Consider the following 15,747-nt stretch of genomic DNA (forward strand, 5'->3'; position numbering starts at 1 on the left):
TGGTGCTAGAGGTCGAACTCGTGAGGAGGTAGGTCGAGGGTGTAGCAGGCCTCCCGGACGACGGCTTGCTCGGTCTTGTCGAAGTCGCCGTCCGCGCCACCGATGACGATGCCGATCTGGATGACCGCGCGCGCTTCGGCCGGCTTCTTCTTCGCCTTGGCGATCTCCTGGAGCACGGCGACCTTGCCGAAGTCGAAGTCGGCAGTCAGCTTGTTGAGGTTCTCGTCGAAGCGACGCTGGAGATCGGTGGCGTCGAAGTTCTGAAGCACCTCATTGGTGGAGATCAGCTGTGCCACCCGGCGCCGCTCGGACGGGTCGATCGTGCCGTCCGCTGCGGCGACCAGGGCACACATCGCCATGCTCGCGTCACGGAACGCGCCGCTCTTGAGGTCGTTCTTCTTCGCAACCAGCTGCGTCTGCATCGTCGATGCGGACTCCTTGATCCGGTCCCACAGGGCCATGCCAACTCCGTATTCGTCGGGTGCTGGTCCGGAATTCGCTACGGATCCGGACCATCAATTTCTACAACGTTGTAGAAGTTACCAGCAGGGGTGCCCCGACGGAGTCTGCTCCCGCTGCCCGCCCCTTTTCCGGCGCGAAGCGATGTCCACGGTGTGACGATCGGCCGCCGGAGTGCTCAGGCGGCGTCGGCGAGTGCGGCCAACTCGCGGCGCTCCGGTCCGGCATCGGCAACAGGGCCGAGTGGCTGCCCTGGCGGCAACCACTCGGCCCGAGTCACTCGGAGGCCCAACAATCCCCGGATGGAGTTCGGGGGAGGGGAGGTTAGTCCTCGTCCCCGCCGTCGTTCTCATCGTCTTCGAAGAAGTCGCCTACCTCGTCGATCACTTCGGCGGCCACCAGGCCGCCGACGACGCCGACGGCAAGGCCTGCCGCGCCGGCGGCGACGACCGTTCCCATGCCGGGTCCGGAGCGGTGCCCGTGGCCCTCACCGTGATGACCGCCGTGACCCTTGTCGGCGTACGGGGCGCTGTGTCCATAGGAGCCGTGCGAGGCGTAGGCGGCCCGGTGCTCCACGAGCTGCCGAATCCAGACGTCAACCTCAGCGTTCCAGTTCCGATGCGGCACATCCGCGTGGCTGATGGTGTACCGGCTGACCGCGTCGTGTCCCTCGGAGAAGAAGCCGCCGCGCTTGTCGGCCTCGATGACGACTTCCATGCCTGCCGGATTGGCGAGGAACGTCACCTCGATCTCTTTGACCTGGTGTGCGTACGCGGGAGCCGGTGTGAGTTCGATCTCCTGGTAGAAGGGCAGTTGCTGGCCGGTGCCGCGGATGTGGCCGTACTCCAAGTCGGCGGACTTGAAGCCGAAGCCGAGCTGGCCGAGGGCTTCCAGAACGGCTTCTTGCGCGGGAAGTGGACGGACGACTAGGGGGTCGAGGTCGCCCTTGTCCTTGGCTCCAGCAACCCCGAGCTCGGTGCGGACACCCAGGACGATGCCCAGCGGCTGGCCGTACAGCTCGGTGATGGGGGTCTCCCAGGGTAGCGTGACCGCGAAGGGGATGGCGCGGTGCTCGCCCTCGGCGAGACGGAAGCCGCCTCCGACGGTGAAGCGCTCGAAGGCGACCGAGCCCTCGGACTCGCCGTGTTCGTGCTCCGCCTCGACCCGGGCGATCAGCTCAAGGGTGATGTGGTCGATCGTGAAGTCGGCGTTGCCCCCCTTGAGGTGCACCTGGCCGCTGAGGGTGCTGCCCGGAACGGCAGCGATCGGGTCCAGGACCGTGTCCACGGCTGGGCCGCCCACGCCGAGCGAACCGAGCAGTCTCTTGAACACCATGGTGGCGTTCACTCCTTCTGATTGTGCGTGTGGTTCCAAATGGGCGGGGCGGTACGGCCGAGTCGTACCGCCCCGCAGGTCATGGCTACTTGACCGAGCTGTGCAGCGCCGCCAGTGCCTGTGCCCAGTAGGCGTACTTCAGGTCGATCGGGGCCACAGCGGTCCCTCCACAAGTCAACATCGGCAGGCGATAGCGCAGGCGTGCAGAGCCGCCGGCGCGACATCGCAGCCGCGACGGTATCCGGACACCCCTCGCCTTTTCTACACAGCTGTAGAAGCATAGGGGTAGTTAGGGTGGTGGTAGGCCGTATTCCGGCTGATTCCGGGAGGAAGGCCGGAAACCGCCCCCATGGAGGAAGAGGGGTGCCTGATGTGGCGCCTTTGCCTACCCTTTACGATTGTTGCGGGGACTCTCCCCGCCAGGCAACCCCTGCCGGGCCGTCGAACAGCGGTCCGCCGAGTGAAGAAGGAGCAGCAGACCCGCAATGGGTGAACCTCCCAGTCCACGCCGTGCCACGTCCTGCCCGCAGATGGTCGAGCCGGGAGCGGGGGTGGCACGGTGACCGAAGTCCTGCTGCTGCTTCTGGCCCTGGCGCTGACGCTGACGTGCGCGGTGTTCGTCGCGGCCGAGTTCTCGCTCACCACGGTGGAGCGCAGTGAGCTCGAACGCGCCGTCGAGGCGGGCGAGCGTGGCGCCGAAAGCGCCTTGAAGGCCGCCAAGCGCCTCACCTTCCAACTGTCCGGCGCCCAGCTGGGCATCACCGTGACCTCGCTGGTGATCGGCATGCTCGCCGAACCGTCCGTCTCCGCTCTCCTGCGCGGACCTCTGGAGGCCGTGGGCCTGCCGGCCGGGGCGGTGTCAACCACTGCGACCCTGCTCGGCGTCGCCCTGTCGACCGTCGTGCTCATGGTCGTCGGGGAGCTGGTGCCCAAGAACTGGGCGATCTCCCGACCGCTGGCCGTGGCCAAGGTCGTGGCCGGGCCGCAGCGCGGCTTCACGGCCGCCTTCGCGCCACTGATCCGGCACCTGAACAACACCGCCAACCGGCTCGTGCGCCGCTTCGGCCTGGAGCCCGCCGAGGAGCTGGCTTCGGCACGCACCCCCGAGGAGCTCGTTGCGCTGGCCCGGCACTCCGCCCGTGAAGGTGCGATAGAGGCCGACTCGGCCGAGCTGTTCGTCAAGACCCTGCACCTGGCCGACCTGACCGCGGAGAACGTCATGACGCCGCGCGTCGACGTCCAGGCCCTGGAGCTGCACGCGACCGCGGCCGACGCCGCGAACTTGACGCTGGCCACCGGCCTGTCCCGGTTCCCCGTCTACCGCGACAGCCTGGACGAGGTGGTCGGGACCATCCACGTCCGCGACGTCCTGGCCCTGGACGAGGACAAGCGCCCGGTGATCTCGGTTGCCGACCTGATGACCTCCGCCCTGATGGTGCCGCACTCCCTTCCCGTGGACACCCTCCTCGGCCGGCTGCGCACCTCACGCACCATGGCCGTGGTCATCGACGAGTACGGCGGCACCGCCGGCGTCGCCACCGTCGAGGACATCGTCGAGGAGGTCGTCGGCGAGGTCCGCGACGAGCACGACCCGATAGAGGTTCCCGATCTCATCGAGGCCCCGGAGCACGAGGGCCGCCGTGTATGGGAGGCCGACGGAAGCGTCCGGCTCGACGAGCTGGAAGAGATCGGCTTCGACGTTCCCGAGGGCCCCTACGAGACCCTCGCCGGGCTCATCGCCACGGAGTTGGAACGCATCCCCGCCGAGGGCGACTCCGTCGTCGTCGAAGGCTGGGAGCTGACCGTGTTGGACATAGACCACCACCGTGCCGACCGGGTGACGATCACCGCGCCCGCCGAACCCGCCACTACCGAGGAGCAGGGCCGATGACCGCGATCCAGCTGCTGATCGGCCTCCTCACCCTGATCACCAACGCCTTCTTCGTCGGCGCCGAGTTCGCCCTGATCTCCGTACGCCGCAGCCAGATCGAACCGGCGGCGGCCAAGGGCAACCTCCGGGCGAAGACCACCCTGTGGGGTCTCGAGAACATCTCCGCGATGATGGCCACCGCCCAGCTCGGAATCACCGTGTCCTCGCTGGTCCTGGGCGCGGTCGCCGAACCCGCGATCGCGCACCTGCTGGAACCCTCCTTCCACGCCATCGGCGTGCCGGAGGGGCTGATCCACCCGATCGCCTTCGTCATCGCGCTCACGGTGGCGACGTACCTGCACATGCTCGTCGGCGAAATGGTGCCGAAGAACATCGCGCTCGCCGCCCCGGCACCGACCGCGCTGCTGCTCGGCCCGCCGCTGGTCGCCCTGACGCGGGCGCTGCGCCCCTTCGTGTTCGGTATCAACGCCTTCGCCAACGCGCTGCTGCGCCTGTTGAAGGTCGAACCGAAGGACGAGGTCGGCTCGGTCTTCACCGACGACGAACTCGCCCGCCTGGTCAAGGACTCCAGTGCCGCAGGCCTCCTCGCCCCCGAGGGCGGGGAACGCCTCCAAGACGCCCTCGAACTCGGTAAGCGACCCGTTGGCGAGATCATGGCTCCCCTGGACCGCATCGTCACGGTCGGCCATGACATCACGCCCCGGGCTCTTGAGCGGACCGCGGCCCAGCACGGGTACTCCCGCCTTCCGGTCACCGGACCCGACGAGGAGATCCTGGGCTACCTGCACATCAAGGACGCCCTCGCCGCGCCCGACCGGACGGCGCCCTTCCCTCGCAGCGCCCTCCACCCGATCACCAAGGTCTCCCTCGACACCCCGCTGGACGACACGATGACCGCGATGCGGGCAGCGGGCACCCACCTGGCGGCCGTCACCGGGAACCAGGGCGCCGTGATCGGCTTCGTCACCATGGAGGACCTGCTCGAGGAACTCGTCGGCGCCGCCGCACACGACGGCGACGCCTGATCCTCCGCGGCCGGTGGCCGGCACCGTCCCCCACGGTGTCGGCCACCGGCTTCTTCGGTCAGCGGAGGGCGTGCGGGAAACTCACGTTCTGGAGCGTGAACTGGTTCTTCGCGTCGGTCAGGTTCTTGTTGAGGTACGGCGAGTAGGTCTGGACGCTGACCGTCTTCGCCGTAGGGTTGAACTCGAGGATCCGGAAGTAGCTGTTCGGGCCGAGCGTGCTGGGGTTCTGGTAGTCGGCCTGGATCTGGTGGACGGTGTTGCCGTTCACCCCCTTCTCCACGATCACCCCCTGGTTGACGTAATGGCCCGAGAACACCATCGCGACGTTCGGGTGCCGACTGACCATCTTGGTCCAGAGCTTCTGGCCGACGGAGTCCTTCGTCGTGCCGTTCTGGTAGGCGTGGGTCACGATCATGACCTGGCGGTCCGGGTGCTCGGTGATCACCCTGTTGCCCCAGGCGATCTCGTCGTCGGTGGGGGCGTACTTCAGCGCGAGGATCAGCCAGTTCGTGCCTCCGGCCGAGAACATGTGGAAGCTGTTGTCGTTCTGCCCGGCCGGGTAGGTGCCGCCGAACGACGGCAGGTTCGAGAAGCCGCTCCGCGGGAAGTTGCGGTTGAACGCCGCCGCGTCGCGCACCACGGCGGGGTTCTGGCCCTTGGGCATCGCGTCCATGTCGTGATTGCCCACCCCGAGGATGTACGGGGTCGTGCCGTTGAGCTGGCCGATCGCGCCGGTCGCGTTGGTCCACTGGTAGGGCTCGTCGGAGTCGTCGACGATGTCGCCCTCGTGGATCGCGTACTTGATGTTCCGGGCGATCGTGTTGTCCTTGATCCACTTCCCTTGGGCGTTGAATGCCTGCGGGAAGCTCTCCGCCGAGTACTGGGTATCGGGGAGGACCACGATGCTGAAGTTCTCCAACGCCTTTGCTCGCGGCGCGGACCGGTCGGCTGCTGTTGCGGGGAGCGCTACGAGGCTGACCGATAAGGCAGCCGCGACAACGCCGAGTACCCGTGCCCTGAAACGCGTCATCACCATCTCCGTAGACGTCGAACGGGCGGTCGCCTCACGGTGGCAAGTGCGTCCGGCCGCTCGGTGTCGAGCGGGAAGTCAGGGATGAACGGTTCACGGCGAGTCGGGGAGGGGCGCCCGATGGATGTCCGTCAGAGAGCGTGCCCGGAGCCGCGCCGGGCCGCGGTGTTCAGGAAGTGGTCGGCGTCCTTGGGCCCGGCGAGACGGCCGAGTTCGAGCCAGGAGCCGTCCGCGAAGCGCAGTCGGAAGGTCGCGAAGCCGCGCGGCTGGCCGGACTCCGCCTCGATGTGCGCCTCGTGCGAGGAGAACTCCGCTGTCAGTCGGAAGTCGGCGGCCTTGGTCGGGGACAGCCGCCGGCCGGGGGATGCGGCCAGGCAGATCCGGTCGCGGGTGAGCAGTACCAGACGCTTCGGGTTGGGGGAGCGCCCGTACCAGCCCAGCAGGAGCCGCCCCGCAGTCAAGTCCCAGTCACCATCGAAGATTTCAGGGGCCCGCCGATTGCTCATCGCAGCGGATGTTCCGGGGCCGCGACGCGAGGTCCGCTCCGGCGAGGTCCCCGCCCCAAGGTCTGAGTCGATCTTCTTGCTCAATTGGTCGAGCAGGAACATGGGGATGAAGACGAAGAAGAAGACCACCACGCCCACGTAGAACAGCCAGTGGTGTCCCGGTGAAAGCCTTCCCTTGCCTGCTGCCCTGTGGACCTCCTTCGGCGGCTTGGGAATGGTCCGGGGTATCTCGCACCAGACCAGGGCGACGGGCTCCTCGCCGAGGATCTTCTTTGCCCGCCGCCGTTGAACACTGCGCTTCGCCATATGGGGCATCCTAAAGCGGCAGCAGGAGGTCTTTGTGCCTGGTCGTCCCACCCCCATCCGTTACGGCTGATCAACCTGAGAGCCGATCGCGGAGCCTGCTCCATCAGTTGCGAAGAGTGAGCCACCCATCACCATCAACCCGATAGAATTGCAGTCGGACACTCGACGGGCCCCGAACCGGACCGGTTCCGACCTGCTGCAGGAGCCGCCAAACGCATGCCCGCCGCGTGCGAAGGGGAAGAAGACTCCAGTACACCGCGAGCGACCAGATGCAGAGCCCATCCACCCGCAGGGAATTGTCGATCTGCGAGGGCGAGGGCACTCGGACGTCCTCCTGTCTTACCCACAGAACGCGGTCGTCATCGTGGCCGGGCTTCCCGGCAGTGGGAAAAGCACCCTGCTGCATGCGTGGCAATCCGCCGCCACCGTCGTCGACCCGCGCGCCACCCGCACCACGTATCAGGCACTGATGCCCGCCTGGCTTCCCTACGTGGCGTATCAGCCCTGGGCGCGACTGAAGCACATGCGCTGGATACGCGCCGAAATACGCCGGGGGCACCCGCTGTTCGTCCACGACTGCGGAAGTAGGGCGTGGATGCGCCGGTGGCTGGCCCGAAACGCGGATCGAGCCGGACGACCCCTGCACATGGTCCTGCTCGACGTCGGGTCCCACGAGGCGCTCTCCGGGCAGCGCGCCCGACGACGTCTGACCTCACGTCGAGTCTTCGCCACCCACCAGAGAGGCCTGGCGAGGCTGCTCTCCGCAGTCGAAGGCAGCGGCCTGGCAGCGCCGGACGGCCTCACCTCCATAGTCCTGTTCGACCGCGCCTCGCGGGACGCCGGCCCCCGGGCGCAGTTCGACTGACACGGGACTGACTACGCTGCCGAGTGACCACGAGGCCTCCTGGGCCGCACGGCTCGGGAGACAGGACCAACGAATGTCCGGGGAATATGAGGAATAGCCCGATGAGGCTCTGCTTCCTGGTGGAGGAGCAGTACCGCCACGACGGCATGCCGAACGAGGTGATTCGCCGACTGGCCGCGTGGGGGCATCATGTGGATGTCGTGCGGCCGGGGGGATCGCTGCTGCGCATGTCCGGCCTGATGGACGCCGGAGCGTACGACGCCTGGGTCCTCAAGACCGTCTCCGGCGGTCCGGGGTTGACCCTGCTCGAGGCAGCAGCGGGGTTCGGGATGACCACCGTGAACGATGCCCGGTCGATCCGCGGGGTACGGGACAAGGCGCTGGCCGCCGCCATCGGGCGGAACCGAGGGCTGCCGCTGCCGCCGACGTACGCGGTGGCGCGCGCCGAACTGCTGAGGGAGGTACCGGCGGCTGAGTACCCGCTCGTCGTCAAGCCCGCGGACGGGAGTTCCGGGCGGGCGGTACACCTGGTGTCCTCGCCGGAGGGATTGGAGCAGCTGCTACCGCTCCTCGCGGGTGAGGGCTTGCTCGTAGCCCAGCCGTACGTCCCCAACTCGGGTACCGACCTCAAGGTGTACGCGGTCGGAGGGGAGCTCTTCGCGACCGAGCGCTGCTCCCCGCTGCACCCCGATCCGTCTGTGCGGGAGCGGCAGGTGCCGTTGTCGGCGGAAGTGGCGGCGATCGCCGCGCAGGTAGGGGCTGTCTACGGGCTCGACCTGTACGGGGTGGACGTGCTGCTGGGCCCGGAGGGGCCGGTGGTCGTCGACGTGAACGACTTCCCCAGCTTCCGGCAGGTGCCCGACGCGGCGGCGCGGGTGGCGCGCGCGGTATTGGAGCTGGCACGGGCGGGTGCTGCGCCGTCGCCGGAGTCCATCCCGTACGCCCTGCCCCCCGCCAGGACGATGCCGGCGACGGCTGAGGAGGAGAGCGCCGTGTGAGGCATGCGGAAGACGGGTGAGGCTGTGGTCGTTGGCTGGTCGAGACGAGGTGTGGGAGTTTCGTCGGCCTTCTGGCCGACCGGTACACGCAGGCGGACAGAGCGCCGCATAATGATCTGGTGACAGACGAGGGCGGCAGGGACCAAGACGGCGGCACCATCTCCGTCATCGCGATTCCGGTCGGGCTGGTGGCGGGCGTCGTGGTGGGTATGTTCCTGGGCAACGTGGCGCTGGGGCTCGCCATCGGGCTCTGCGCCGGTGGAGCGGTCGGCGCACTCGGCTCCGCCCGACGCCGGCAACGCGGCGAGGGCAGCCGGGACTGAAGTCGCTCTCGGAGGGGCCGCCTTGGCCAGGCTCACCAGGTGTATGCCACTGCCACCGCCCCACAGGCTGCAACCGCCGCTCCGGATACCGCTATTGCGATGACCAGACGGCGAGTGCTTTTGGGTAGGCGCTCTGGGAGGCTCACCTCTTGCGGGCGCTTGGGGTCGTAGATCACCTCGATCCGGCCGCCGACCCTGACCGGGGGGAAGACAAACGGACCCACCGTGTACTGGCGTGCCGGCCCGCTCTGAGGGGTGTACTCGAGCAGCAGCATCGAGCCCTGCGCGACCTGCCCGACGTTCACACAGACGGCGGAGGTCCGAACGCCGCGCTTCAACAGCGGGCTCGAGTGGAAGTACACACCCGCTGAGATGCCGAGAACCAGCAGGCCGATCAGCAACGACAGCACAATCAACGTGACCACGAACGTCGCCCCCCGACAGGTCGAAAGCCCTGATCATGACTCACTCCGGAAGGTGACACAAGGCATGTGCTCTCCGGGGACGATGCGCGACGGCCCCGGCACCCCCTTGGGGAGCCGGGGCCGTCGCAGCGATTACGTGCGCGATGGCGCATCCCTCAGCCGAGGGCAGGCGCCTGCTGCCGCGCGGCCGCGTCGGCGTCGACCGTGCTCGGGCTGAGCAGCCGCTGGGCCAAGACGCCGAAGACGATGGCGAACACCGTCCACAGCACGACCTGGACGCCCAGTGAGGCGATCCTGAACTCCCACAGCAGAGCAGCCGGGAAGCTGGCCTTGACCGCGTCATCGTTCGACGGCAGGAACGCGAACGCGACGGCCATCACGACGATGAACCCGCCGGCCGCCGTCAGCGTGGCGTCCCAGTTCCCCAGACGCGGCGCCAGCCGTCGGCCCGCGATCACGGCGCCGAGCCCGAGCAGCACGCTGAGGAGGATCATCAGGAAGAACAGCGTCGTCCGCTGCCCGATGGTGTCGGGGTTGCCGACGGCCGGTGGGGTGGCGGGGTACTTGAGGAACGGCACCAGGTAGACGGTGGTAAAGGCTGCCGCCGCGGTCAGCGCCGCCGTCGCGCGCGGGCTGAACTTGCCCACGCGTCCCAGAGCGAAGGAGAAAGCCAGGGAGGCGATGCCTCCGAGCGCCACGCCGTAGACGAGGACGCCGGTGGCCAGCCCGAACGTCGACTGGACCGGGCGGCTGACGAGCTCTTCCTCCTCATCCGCTTCGGCCGGAGCGGCAGCGCCGTGTCCGGCATGCGGGTTCTGGGCCGCGGGGGCCGCAGCGGCGGGGGCGTCCTGCGCAGCCTGAGCCTCCTCCACCGCAATGGAGTCCCTCACCGAGGGCTCACCCACCACATAGGCGATGCCGAAGGCGAACAGGCCTGCGATCAGGCCCGCGAGCATGCCGCGGACCAACAGACCTCTGACAGTAGAGGCGTACACGTGCGTTGCCTCTCAGTGGCAGGGGAAGCCGAGCAGATGACGACCGTCGTGGACCCACTCGTGGACACCGGCGCCGGAGAACACGGACGTGGCGCCCTGCTCGGCCCCGACGAAGTAGAGGGCGACGAGCATCAGGAGGCCGACGAAGACAGCCCAGGGGAGTACCGCGCGCACGGGCAGCGGAGCCGACTGAGAGCCGGAAGTGGTGGGAATGGCAGCGGAGACGACAGCCTCGGCCATGGTGGAACCTCCTCGGGGAACACGCGTCCCATACGGTGGTGCAGGACGACGGTCCTCGGGTCTGACTCGCTGCGGCGTCACCCCTTCGGGATGCCGACGCAGCACACAGTGGCGCGACCATGCCGGATTCACACCGGACTTCCGTCTCGCCGTCGTCGCTCTATGGAAATGTCGCCGTGAGGCTACCGTGTACCGGGCTCCGGGCCAAGAGCGTGAGTCGCTGATCACAACCCGCGTACCTCTGGCGCTCGCCCAAGGCGGGGCGGTGAGCAGTCAGTTGAGCGCGGACAGCGGGGTCGAGGCGAGGCCGAGGAGCGTGCAGACGCCGAGGGTGCGCAACACGCTCCAGCGCAGCTTGAAGATCATGACGAGGGCGGCGAGGGTGATTGCGAGCCCACTCAGGCGCGGGCTGTCGAGGTGGGGGAGTGCCAGGTGTACGGGTCCCCAGTCGATGGGGCTCGTCGTGGCGAAGAGCGTGTGCAGCGCGAAGTAGAGGCCGAGGTTGGCGATGACACCGACCACGGCCGCTGTGATTCCGCTCAGTGCGGCGGAGAGGGAGCGGTTTCCGCGCAGCCGCTCGATGTAGGGAGCGCCGAGGAAGATGAAGAGGAAGCAGGGGACGAAGGTGACCCATGTGGTCAGCAGGGCTTCGAGCACTCCGGCCACCCAGGGGTTGAGCGCGCCGGGGTCGCGGTAGGCGCCGAGGAAGGCCACGAATTGGACGACCATGATCAGCGGGCCGGGTGTCGTCTCCGCCAGCCCCAGTCCGCGGACCATCTCGCCCGCAGTCAGCCATCCGTAGGTCTGTACGGCTTGCTGGGCGACGTAGGCGAGTACGGCGTAGGCGCCGCCGAAGGTGACCAGGGCGGTGCCGGAGAAGAACAGGCCCTGCGCGGTGAAGACGCTTCCGGTGCCGGTCAGCGCTGCGACAGCGGCCATCGGAGCGGCCCAGAGGAACAAGCCCGCGAGCAGGATGCGTACCGTGCGCCTGCGGCCGGGCGATTCCTGGTGCAGGTCGTCATCGGCGATCAGCGGGGCGGGTCCGTCGTCAGCTGTATGCCCGGCCGCAGGCTTGAGGGCGTGGGGAGCGAACCTGCCCAGTACCCAGCCCGCCCAGCGCTGCGGCCGCGATGACCGCGGGAAACGGTACGGCGAAGGCGGCGAGCGCGGCGAAGGCGGCCACCGCCACTACGACCAGTGCGGGGTGGGTGAGTGAGCGGCGCCCCACTCGCCACACGGCTTGGGCGACGATGGCCACGACCGCCGGAGCCAGGCCGGCGAACAGCCCGGCGGCCGCCGTGGTGGTGCCCCAGCCGACGTACAGGACGGACAGCCCCAGCAACGCGAGGATGCCGGGCAGGACGAACAGGGTTCCGGCGGCCAGACCGCCCCGGGTGCCGTTGAGCAACCAGCCGATGTAGATGGCGAGCTGCTGTGCCTCGGGTCCCGGCAGCAGCATGCAGTAGTTGAGGGCGTGGTTGAACCGCTGCTGACCGATCCAGCGCTTCTCCTCCACCAGGGTGCGCTGCATCACGGCGATCTGGCCGGCCGGCCCGCCGAACGTCTGCAGCGAGATGGAGAACCAGGTCTTCAGTGCCTGTCGGAAGGGAACCAGGTCCCGCTCCCCTCCGGGAGTGGCTCCGGTTCGCGGTTTGAACCGGGGGTGCGGGGGCCGGTGGTGGTCACGAGCGGGATCTCCGTCCACGAGGAACCGTCGGAAAGCCGACGGAGTGAAGGCGCTGGAATGGCGTCGCCCGTCATTCGATGTAACCATGGTTGCATTGGATGTGGAAAGGGGGTCTCGGCGGCGGACGAACAGCCGGAACACCACGTGATCCTCCGGGCCGTGTACTGGATAGGCCCGAGTTCCTCGCTGCCGAAGGAGAGCCCCGATGTGCCCCCGTGAAACGACGGACCCGAGTCACCGCCGGGCGGACGGCGAAGGCTCCCGATGACCGGTGGAGCCGAGCCTGCGCGCTCCGTTTCCGGAGTGCAGGAGGAGTGGGTGCTTCTGTCCTACCGAGTCCCCAGGGAGCCCTCGACCCCACGCATCACCGTCTGGCGCAAACTCAAGCGCCTCGGCGTCGCTCAGATCGGGGACGGTCTGGTCGGGCTGCCGGCCGACGCCCGCACCCGCGAGCACCTGGAATGGGTCGCACAGGAGGTCCATGAGGCCGGCGGGAGCGCCACCGTCTGGCTCGCCCACCACGCCGACCCTGCGCAGGAGCACGAGCTGGCCCGGACGATGGCGGCGGCTCGCGCTGCCGAGTACGAGGCGGTCCTCGGGCAGGCGCAGGAGGCGCACGGTCTTGATGATGATCAGAGGCTCCGGGCCATGGGTAAACTCCGCGCCGAGCTGCGTCGCATCCATCGCCGCGATTACTTCCCCCCGCCCCAGCGCCAGGCCGCCGAAGCCGCCGTCGATGCCCTGCATCCCGACCGAACCAGTGAGGACTCCGCATGAAGTGGGCCACCCGTGCGGGTATCCACATCGACCGGGCTGCGTGCGCGTGGCTGATCCGACGCTTCATCGATCCGGAGGCCGAATTCGCCTTCGTCGCGGACGCAGCCGACGTCCCCGCGGGCGCCACCGCGTTCGACATGCGGGGTGTCGAGCTCGGTCACCACCAGGGCGACTGCAGTTTCGAGACCGTCCTTCGGCGCTACGAGCTCACCGACCCCATCCTGAAGCGCATTGCCGAGATCGTTCACGAGGCGGACATCGACGACGAGCGATTCGACGCTCCGGAGGCGCCCGGCATCGACGTCGTCCTGCGCGGCCTCTCCATGACCGGTGACGATGACCAGACCCTCGCCGTCGTCCTGCCCGTCTTCGACGGCCTGTACGAGTACTACCGACGGGCCAACAAGTTGGGCCGCGATCCGGCCTGACATCCAAGGGGGCCGCCGACCGATGTTCCGGCCGGTGGCCTCTGCGAGAGGAGCGAGTTGTGATCAGCTGGGGCCAGATCTTCTACGGGGCTGCTCTGTCGGCCGCTTTCGCCCTTGTCCTGCTCGCTTTGCCGCGCGGCCGCCGGCCCGTGGTCTTGGCCGTCGGCGCGCTGGCCGCGGCGGCTGGTCCCATCGCCTGGAACGCCATCCTGCGGGCGGCCCACGGAGACCAGTTCTTCACCGATGCCCCTGTGGCCGTCTTCCCAGTCAGCTGGCAGGATACCGGCTCGGGCGTCTTCGCCCTGGCCGTCACCGCCCTAGCCCTGGGGCTCGGCCCCTTGGCGGCGGAGCCCGCCCGGCGTACCAGCGTGTACGCACTGTTGGCAGGCGCGGCCGCCCTACTGGTGGATGTCTACCTCTACTGACCCGGGTCATCACCACGTCTCAGGGCCTCGGAGTGTTTGCAGTAGACGACCACTCTGCCCTCCGCGCCATGATCAAGCTAGGTGTTGAGCAGGCGGCTACTCGATTGCCGGTGAGGCAGATGATGACTCCACCGCTCTCACCTGCTCAAGGACGCGTTCCCGGACGCGGTGATCCTTAGATGGCAAGCATCCTGGCCTGTACGGGCCGCCGCTGGTGCAGCGCATGGAGCGACGTACCGAAGACAGTGGTTCTGGAACTGGATCGGGCGTTCCAACGAGGAGATCGTACAGGCGCGCAAGGACTGGATAGAGGGCACCGCTACGGCGAGTTACTGAGGATTTCAGGGTGGGGTCGGTGGGTTGATGGTCAGACCGGTGGCTGTGAGACAGCCGTCGATGAGGTCGGGTCGGAGCTGGATTCTGCGCAACTCGCGGCGGAGTGTGCGGTCGAGGTCGCCGGGGGTGTCGAAGGCGGTGTTGGCCGTAGCTCTGCGCACGAGCGACCAGACGGCTTCGACCGGGTTCAGGTCTGGCGCGTATGCCGGGAGGCGGATGGTGGTGAGCCAGTCGTGCTCGGCCTCGTACCGTTTCGGCCCGGCGGCCAGGTGGGTGTTGAGATTGTCTCAAATCACCACGATGGGTCCGCCGAGCTGGATGTGTGCTCTCGCCAGTAGGTCGCGGTAGTCCTTCCAGGAGTCTCAATGACCGAATCAAGCCGCCTGCGCGACTGGGGCCATAGAGGTGAACGTCCGTCCGTCACGCAGCAGCGCCCAGAGCACACTCACGCGTCGACGAGCCAGGGCGATGACGGCTTGGACGTGCTTGCAACCTTCGGCGCGCTTCTTGGGGTAGAAGTCCCGGTTGCCGGTTGGGTCCCTCACGGACGATGCTGGTCTGCGCGGACATGTAGAACACGCGTCGCAGGCGGCGGCTGTAGCGCTTGGGTCGGTGCATGTTGCCGGTGCGTCGGCCGGAGTCGCGGGGAACGGGAACGAGTCCGGCCGCCGATGCTAGATGGCCGGCGTCGGCGTAGGCCGCAAGGTCACCGGCGGCGACGACGAACTCGGCCCCGAGTATCGAGCCGATGCCGGGCATAGACTCGATGATCCCCGCCTGCGGGTGGCTGCGGAACGTCTCGCTGATCTGCTTGTCGATCCGCTTCAGTCGGTCATCCAGGTTCAAGATCTGTGCGGCCAGGTCAGCCACGATCTGGGCCGCGGCTTCCTCTCCGGGCAGCGCGGTCTGCTGGGCTTGAGCAGCTTCCAAGGCGCCCGCGGCCACCGCGTCGGCGCCTCGGACGCCGCGGTTGGCCAGCCACGCCGTCATCCTTGCTTGACCGCGGCGGCGGATCGCGGCCGGGAGCTGGTAGCCGGTCAGCAGAACCAGCGCGCCCTTGTGACTGCTGTAGTCGAAAGCCCGCTCCAGTGCCGGGAAGACGCCGGTCAGGATGTCGCGCAGTCGATTGATCATCCTGACCCGGTCGGCCATCAGGTCGGACCGGTGAGCGGTCAACAGTGCGAGATCGGCGGCGAGTTGGGCAGGAACATCGATCGTTGCGAAGTCCCTGCGGTGACGGGATGTCTCCGCAATCACGTAGGCATCACGGGCGTCGGTCTTCGCTTCACCTCGGTAGGCGCCCGACATGCAGTTGACCGTGCGGCCAGGCACATAGACCGCCGACTGGCCGTGAGCTGCGAGGAGCGCCAGCAGCAGCGCAGACGCCGTGCCGGAGATGTCCACCGCCCAGTGAACCTTGTCCGCCAGGTCCAGGAGCTCGCCGAGCGCGGCCAGGATCGCTGCCTCGTCGTTCTCGACCTTCTTCGACCACAGCGTCGCGCCGGTCTCATCGACCGCTGCCGCCCAGTGGTGTCCCTTGCCCGCGTCAATACCGACCCAGGCCACAGTCTTCCGATCGCTCACTCGCCCTCCCCGGTCCGAACCGCATCACTGTCGGCCCGAGGAACACCCCGCTGTCATCTCCGTAAAAAGCGACCGAAGCGCACATCTCAATCAGCAGCCAGGGTGCCCCGAA

17 protein-coding genes, 2 pseudogenes and 1 riboswitch are annotated in these 15,747 nt (G+C 68.1%); of the genes and pseudogenes, 8 read left to right on the forward strand and 11 right to left on the reverse strand.

The annotated features are described in order from the left end of the window. Positions 1-5: 5 nt before the first annotated feature. Together EES41_RS36135 and EES41_RS36140 are read right to left on the reverse strand one after the other, a co-directional pair. On the reverse strand, positions 6-461 hold the full coding sequence (locus tag EES41_RS36135) for a tellurite resistance TerB family protein (RefSeq protein WP_123075477.1): 456 nt from the start codon (positions 459-461) through the stop codon (positions 6-8). 322 nt (positions 462-783) lie between these two features. Beyond that, the gene (locus tag EES41_RS36140; RefSeq protein ID WP_123082062.1) at positions 784-1,794 is read right to left on the reverse strand and encodes a sporulation protein; all 1,011 of its coding nucleotides are present in this window, start codon (positions 1,792-1,794) and stop codon (positions 784-786) included. A gap of 559 nt (positions 1,795-2,353) precedes the next feature. On the opposite strand from EES41_RS36140, the gene EES41_RS36145 reads away from it, so the two are divergent. Together EES41_RS36145 and EES41_RS36150 are read left to right on the forward strand one after the other, a co-directional pair. Continuing rightward, positions 2,354-3,685: a hemolysin family protein gene (locus EES41_RS36145; protein WP_123082063.1), complete on the forward strand. Its 1,332-nt coding sequence runs from the start codon at positions 2,354-2,356 to the stop codon at positions 3,683-3,685. Further along, positions 3,682-4,710, forward strand: a complete 1,029-nt coding sequence (locus EES41_RS36150) for a hemolysin family protein (protein ID WP_123082064.1) — start codon at positions 3,682-3,684, stop codon at positions 4,708-4,710. Before EES41_RS36145 ends, EES41_RS36150 begins: the two co-directional genes overlap by 4 nt. A gap of 58 nt (positions 4,711-4,768) precedes the next feature. Here EES41_RS36150 and EES41_RS36155 read toward each other — a convergent pair whose 3' ends face one another. Together EES41_RS36155 and EES41_RS36160 are read right to left on the reverse strand one after the other, a co-directional pair. Beyond that, positions 4,769-5,629, reverse strand: coding sequence for a metallophosphoesterase (locus tag EES41_RS36155; RefSeq protein WP_164496058.1), 861 nt, complete (start codon positions 5,627-5,629; stop codon positions 4,769-4,771). Between the two features lie 242 nt (positions 5,630-5,871). Further along, positions 5,872-6,552 carry a hypothetical protein gene (locus EES41_RS36160; protein WP_123082066.1) on the reverse strand — a complete coding sequence of 227 codons (681 nt, stop codon included), beginning with the start codon at positions 6,550-6,552 and terminating at the stop codon, positions 5,872-5,874. A gap of 364 nt (positions 6,553-6,916) precedes the next feature. Between EES41_RS36160 and EES41_RS43430 the strand changes: the two genes are divergently transcribed. From EES41_RS43430 to EES41_RS36175, 3 genes are all read left to right on the forward strand, one after another. After that, entirely contained in the window at positions 6,917-7,417 is a 501-nt protein-coding gene (locus tag EES41_RS43430) for an AAA family ATPase (protein WP_367995802.1), read from the forward strand. A gap of 101 nt (positions 7,418-7,518) precedes the next feature. Next, positions 7,519-8,415: a RimK family alpha-L-glutamate ligase gene (locus EES41_RS36170; protein ID WP_123082067.1), complete on the forward strand. Its 897-nt coding sequence runs from the start codon at positions 7,519-7,521 to the stop codon at positions 8,413-8,415. A 119-nt stretch (positions 8,416-8,534) separates the two neighbouring features. Then, a complete protein-coding gene (locus tag EES41_RS36175) occupies positions 8,535-8,738 on the forward strand; it encodes a hypothetical protein (RefSeq protein ID WP_123082068.1) in 204 nt (67 codons plus the stop codon). A 32-nt stretch (positions 8,739-8,770) separates the two neighbouring features. Here EES41_RS36175 and EES41_RS36180 read toward each other — a convergent pair whose 3' ends face one another. From EES41_RS36180 to EES41_RS42470, 5 genes are all read right to left on the reverse strand, one after another. Then, positions 8,771-9,163: a DUF3592 domain-containing protein gene (locus EES41_RS36180; RefSeq protein ID WP_123082069.1), complete on the reverse strand. Its 393-nt coding sequence runs from the start codon at positions 9,161-9,163 to the stop codon at positions 8,771-8,773. 155 nt (positions 9,164-9,318) lie between these two features. Further along, positions 9,319-10,158 carry a CbtA family protein gene (locus EES41_RS36185; RefSeq protein ID WP_123082070.1) on the reverse strand — a complete coding sequence of 280 codons (840 nt, stop codon included), beginning with the start codon at positions 10,156-10,158 and terminating at the stop codon, positions 9,319-9,321. 12 nt (positions 10,159-10,170) lie between these two features. Beyond that, positions 10,171-10,398, reverse strand: a complete 228-nt coding sequence (locus EES41_RS36190; protein WP_123082071.1) for a CbtB-domain containing protein — start codon at positions 10,396-10,398, stop codon at positions 10,171-10,173. Between the two features lie 59 nt (positions 10,399-10,457). Beyond that, a riboswitch (cobalamin riboswitch) is annotated at positions 10,458-10,541 on the reverse strand. Between the two features lie 130 nt (positions 10,542-10,671). Then, entirely contained in the window at positions 10,672-11,337 is a 666-nt protein-coding gene (locus EES41_RS42465; RefSeq protein WP_216827293.1) for a chromate transporter, read from the reverse strand. A gap of 109 nt (positions 11,338-11,446) precedes the next feature. Next, complete coding sequence (locus EES41_RS42470) at positions 11,447-12,103, reverse strand: chromate transporter (RefSeq protein WP_216827294.1); 657 nt, start codon at positions 12,101-12,103, stop codon at positions 11,447-11,449. Between the two features lie 300 nt (positions 12,104-12,403). Between EES41_RS42470 and EES41_RS36200 the strand changes: the two genes are divergently transcribed. Genes EES41_RS36200 through EES41_RS36210 form a run of 3 tightly spaced genes read left to right on the forward strand, consistent with a single transcriptional unit; the run spans position 12,404 to position 13,715 of the window. Next, positions 12,404-12,862, forward strand: a complete 459-nt coding sequence (locus tag EES41_RS36200; protein WP_254211704.1) for a Chromate resistance protein ChrB — start codon at positions 12,404-12,406, stop codon at positions 12,860-12,862. Continuing rightward, a complete protein-coding gene (locus tag EES41_RS36205) occupies positions 12,859-13,290 on the forward strand; it encodes a chromate resistance protein ChrB domain-containing protein (RefSeq protein WP_123082073.1) in 432 nt (143 codons plus the stop codon). Before EES41_RS36200 ends, EES41_RS36205 begins: the two co-directional genes overlap by 4 nt. Positions 13,291-13,349: 59 nt before the next feature. Then, entirely contained in the window at positions 13,350-13,715 is a 366-nt protein-coding gene (locus tag EES41_RS36210; protein ID WP_123082074.1) for a hypothetical protein, read from the forward strand. A 341-nt stretch (positions 13,716-14,056) separates the two neighbouring features. Here EES41_RS36210 and EES41_RS36215 read toward each other — a convergent pair. Beyond that, positions 14,057-14,410: pseudogene (locus EES41_RS36215) on the reverse strand (transposase); the annotation flags it as partial. 15 nt (positions 14,411-14,425) lie between these two features. Then, positions 14,426-15,635 (reverse strand): annotated as a pseudogene (locus tag EES41_RS36220) (IS110 family transposase). Between the last annotated feature and the right edge of the window lie 112 nt (positions 15,636-15,747).

It is taken from the genome of Streptomyces sp. ADI95-16 (genome assembly GCF_003721495.1).
Classification (GTDB): Bacteria; Actinomycetota; Actinomycetes; order Streptomycetales; family Streptomycetaceae; genus Streptomyces; species Streptomyces goshikiensis.